This is a genomic window from Nesterenkonia salmonea, from assembly GCF_005771525.1.
Lineage (GTDB): Bacteria > Actinomycetota > Actinomycetes > Actinomycetales > Micrococcaceae > Nesterenkonia > Nesterenkonia salmonea.
Genome location: NZ_VAVZ01000081.1, coordinates 1 through 3,878, shown reverse-complemented (window position 1 = coordinate 3,878; position 3,878 = coordinate 1). Strand labels below are relative to the sequence as shown.

At 62.0% G+C, this 3,878-nt stretch carries 3 protein-coding genes and 2 pseudogenes; 1 reads left to right on the top strand and 4 read right to left on the bottom strand.

Features of this window, described 5'->3' with window-relative positions; genetic code table 11:
- The first annotated feature begins 169 nt into the window (after positions 1 to 169).
- Positions 170 to 1,309 (top strand): hypothetical protein, encoded by a 1,140-nt coding sequence (locus FEF26_RS15210; RefSeq protein ID WP_138254382.1) that lies wholly within the window; start codon positions 170 to 172, stop codon positions 1,307 to 1,309.
- Positions 1,310 to 1,363: 54 nt separating this feature from the next.
- On the opposite strand, the gene FEF26_RS15205 is transcribed toward FEF26_RS15210, so the two are convergent.
- The 4 genes and pseudogenes from FEF26_RS15205 to FEF26_RS15190 form a co-directional block, all read right to left on the bottom strand.
- A complete protein-coding gene (locus FEF26_RS15205; RefSeq protein WP_138254381.1) occupies positions 1,364 to 1,963 on the bottom strand; it encodes a DUF6919 domain-containing protein in 600 nt (199 codons plus the stop codon).
- Positions 1,964 to 2,277: 314 nt separating this feature from the next.
- Positions 2,278 to 2,559 (bottom strand): hypothetical protein, encoded by a 282-nt coding sequence (locus tag FEF26_RS15200; protein WP_138254380.1) that lies wholly within the window; start codon positions 2,557 to 2,559, stop codon positions 2,278 to 2,280.
- 60 nt (positions 2,560 to 2,619) lie between these two features.
- Positions 2,620 to 3,282, bottom strand: a pseudogene (locus tag FEF26_RS15195) (IS3 family transposase); the annotation flags it as partial.
- Between the two features lie 6 nt (positions 3,283 to 3,288).
- Positions 3,289 to 3,819: pseudogene (locus tag FEF26_RS15190) on the bottom strand (transposase); the annotation flags it as partial.
- Positions 3,820 to 3,878 lie beyond the last annotated feature (59 nt).

Here is a 3,878-nt window from a genome sequence, read left to right as displayed (position 1 = left end):
CCTGGCTGACCAACGAAAGCCTCGAAGAACAACAGGGCCAGCTACACCACTACACGGGACTTGACCGTCACTGAAGAAGCTCTTCTATGCGTCCCATGCGCAGTTCCGCACCAATCTGAGTCCCCTCTGGGAGCATCTAGCGCGGCCTCGGCCAGCCGGACAGCGGATCATGGCGCACAACGAGGGTGCCTGGGTAGCCACTGAGCGTCCCCACATCATCCTGCACCTCCGTGGCCTGCTCACCCAGGAGCCCCCCGGCCCGTTCCGCCACACTGAAGTCAACGTCTGGGAACTGATCGATTTCATCCTGGACTGGGATGAGGCAGAGTTGATTCTGCGCCACGGCAACCAAATCACTGAGGCGAACCCCCTCTACTACTTCCTGACCTACGACCCCAGCGCCGATAACCCCGGTTGGTCCTCGTATGAGGGCGTAGGACATTTCACCGGGTGGCACGTCTGGGCCCATCCCAGCGGACGAGTCACCGCCTCGCCGATCCGCGCCGACGACGAGAACGCACTGCACGAACAAGCGGTCAACACAGCACTGGCGAAGACCACAGATCACCGGGAGGCCCTGTGCTTCCTCCGGCAACGCTTCCACTCAGCCCGGGGAGACAGCCCGCACGAGACGGCGTTTCGTCGTTTCATGACCCTGGTGCTGCTGGATCTGATCTTCGTCCGCTCCGGCTACCTGATTCCTATCCCGGATCATGACGCCTTCGACTACCGCATCATGTCCATCCCGGAGGAGACCCCGGTGGCCGACCTCGAGCTGGAGATCCACTACGGGGACATCGACCAGGTCAAACGTCTTCATGACCATCTGTTGGAGTGGTCCAGCCCCGAAGAACCATCCAACCTGGCATACCGCGCTGAAACCAATGAGACCGGTGTGCCTATGGTCCGGCTCCTTGCCCAGGTCCCCGCCGATCAGCTTGGTCGCCGGTTCGCAGAGATGCTGGTGAAGAAGACCGGCGTCTCAGCACTGTGGAGGCAACAGGGGCCGACTCTGAGGCATGACGTACAGGAAGAGAGGATCCCGCTTCCGGAGAATGCAGGCAATGACCTCGTCGCCGCGAGGATCCGGACGCGGTGGACTGCGGTCAAGGAGATTTTGGACCGATACGGGGCCCACACACCGATGTCGCATAAAGGTCAGCCGCCGCCATTCGACGCCGGCCCCACCACGGGCAGACTCGATATCACTCTGGAAGACAGTGAGCACCGTCGTGATGAACGACTTCAGGCGCTGAGTGCTGAACTCGGGAAGATCATCGGCTCCACCATTCGGTACCCGCACGGATAGTCTCCCCAGCCCAGCCTCAGCGGCCTTCGTGATCAGCGGCGTGAGGTGGCCGCCTCAGCGGGCACGCCGGTCACGGGCTCCATCCCGAACCGCGTTTTCCACGCGGTGGAAGAAGTCGATGTCCCGGTCGTTCGCGGCCTCGGTCCAGCGGGTGCTGATGATCTGGATTCCCCAGGCTTCATCAAGTTCGCGATTCAGCGAGTCATGCTTCCCGTAGAACGGGTGAATGTTGGTCTCACGGTCGAATGCTCCCAGCCATTCGCTCGGAACCCCGTCCTTCCTCCCCACAGGGACAGGCTCCACATCTTCTCCGCCCTCAGGCGGGAAGAGGCGTACCAGCACGTCTTCTCCGAGGGCATGAGAAATGTCCTCTGTGAATTCCCGTGCTGCAGCAGGCAGGGCGAATCCGGTGATGTATGCGCGGCGTGACTCGGAACCCCCGTGCTGCGCATGCTGGAACCGGGTAGTCATCAGCTCGAACCAGTTCAGGTCCGTGAGGCTTGAGCGGATGGCTGCGTTCGTCCGCGGATGCCCCGGAGTCTCGACTACCTTTGGGGCGCTGATCTTGCCGTCCAGATGCCGGATCGTCAGCCGTGTCAAATGGTCGATGTTCTTTGCGGTCGGCCACTGTTTCAGCGGTGCGTAGGTGCCCATAGGGTAGACCTCCTTGGTCTTTTCACGTGTAAGTGAGAAACAACCGTAGGACTGGCTGATTCTCATGTGCTCAGAAGAGGTCCATTCCGGTTTCCCGGGGGTGATGTCCTCTTCCTGGACTATCAGTGTCCGGGAAGTCGTAGCGTGCGATCACCCATCGAGTCCCAGCCCTCTGTAGACTGACCGCATGAACTTCCTTGGCGAGCCACCCTGCCCATTCGGGAGGGTGTGTTCTCGAAAGGAAGCCATTCATGTACATCAGCGCAAACGTCGTCCACTCACGTGAAGGCTGGAAGCTCCGCATTGCTGAAGCCTCACATCTTCGGACGGTCATCTTCGACGCCGTCGACCTCGCCTGCGGTGCCACTAGTCACCGGCTGATCTGCCGTCACCGCTGGGGGCTTCGGCTGCTCAGCTTCCTTGGACAGGATCGACTCCTGCTTCAGCTGTCTGTGACCCGGCGGCAGGCTGTGAAAATCTCTCCGGCTACCGTCACCAGAGCTGAAGAAGACCTGCTCGCTGAGTGGGTTGCCCCCGGAAGTAGGTCCACGCGTTATGCGGGCCGCGGATTCTTCAATGGGTACAGATTTCAGCATACTCAGCCGGGCTGCGGTAGCCGAGNAGTAGGTCCACGCGTTATGCGGGCCGCGGATTCTTCAATGGGTACAGATTTCAGCATACTCAGCCGGGCTGCGGTAGCCGAGCGCTGAGTGGCGTCTGATGGTGTTGTACTCCTTCTTCCAATCGCCGATGATCACCCGAGCATGGGTTAGGGACCAGAAGCTGGTGATGTTCAGGCACTCGTCTCGGATTCGGCTGTTGAAGGACTCCACGTAGCCATTGCGCCACGGGGCACCGGGTGGGATGTAGTAGATCCCCGTGACCTCTCCAGCCCAGTCGGCCATCGCCTTACTGATCAGCTCCGGGCCGTTGTCGCACCGCAGAACCTGTGGCAGTCCCCGTTGCGCGGCGATAGCGTCGAGGTGGGCGGTGAGGTCATCACCGGTGATGCTGCGGGCCACGATCCCGCCCAGGCATTCGCGGGTGTGCTCATCGACGATCGAGGTGATCTTGATCGCCCGGCCGGTCTCATCGGCGTCGAATTGGAAGTCCACCGCCCACACCACATTCGGCGCGCCGGCCTGTGGGGCTTCCGTGGTGGAGGACCCCACGCGTTTGCGTCGACGTTTCACCGACACCCGCAGGCCCTCTTCACGCCAGAGCCGCTGGACCTTCTTATGGTTGACCGCCCAGCCCTCGGCTCGGGCGTCATAGTAGGCCCGTCGGTAGCCCCAGCGCGGGTGGTCCTTTGCATAAGCGGCTCTTCACAATCCAGGGTGTAGTAGTGGTCTGAATCCTCCGGATTCCAGCAGGGACCGGGCGATGTAGTTGGTGAGGTTCCGGAACCCCAGGGCTGAGCCACGTAGGTGCTCCAGTCGCCCGTTGATCGCCTCGGTGGGGCCGTTCGAGGTGCCGGGGCGGTCAAAGTAGGCCAGGACGTCGCTGGCTCGGTTCTTCAAGGTGCGCCCGAGTGTGGTCAGCTCGGTCAGGGCCTTGGGTACGGCGCGGGAGAGCTTAGTGATCACCGTGTTCATCATCTTCTTGCCCTCGGCCCGGTCCGGTTCTCGGTAGGCGGCGACCATGTGCTGGTAGAACGCCCAGGTGGCTTCGACTTCGACGTGGGCGTCACCGTCGAAGACGTCCTGGATCCGTGAGTACTGCTTATCGGTGAGCAGGTCGGCCCCGGTCAGCAGGGTTCGACGGGCCTTGTACAACGGGTCCTGTTTGCGGCCCCGGTGGCCGAGGGTCTCCAACTGGATCCGGCGGCGGCATTTCTCTACCGCGTCGCCGGCTAAGTGAGGTCGGCCCAGGGCGCAGTATCAGCGTTTCGGCTGGTCTGTTTCCCTGGGCCGCC

What these genes read in the sequence shown, in the direction of transcription:
- FEF26_RS15210 (WP_138254382.1), top strand. Translation starts at nt 170, where the DNA reads ATGGCGCACAACGAGGGTGCCTGGGTAGCCACTGAGCGTCCCCACATC.
- FEF26_RS15205 (WP_138254381.1), bottom strand. Translation starts at nt 1,963, where the DNA reads ATGGGCACCTACGCACCGCTGAAACAGTGGCCGACCGCAAAGAACATC.
- FEF26_RS15200 (WP_138254380.1), bottom strand. Translation starts at nt 2,559, where the DNA reads ATGCTGAAATCTGTACCCATTGAAGAATCCGCGGCCCGCATAACGCGT.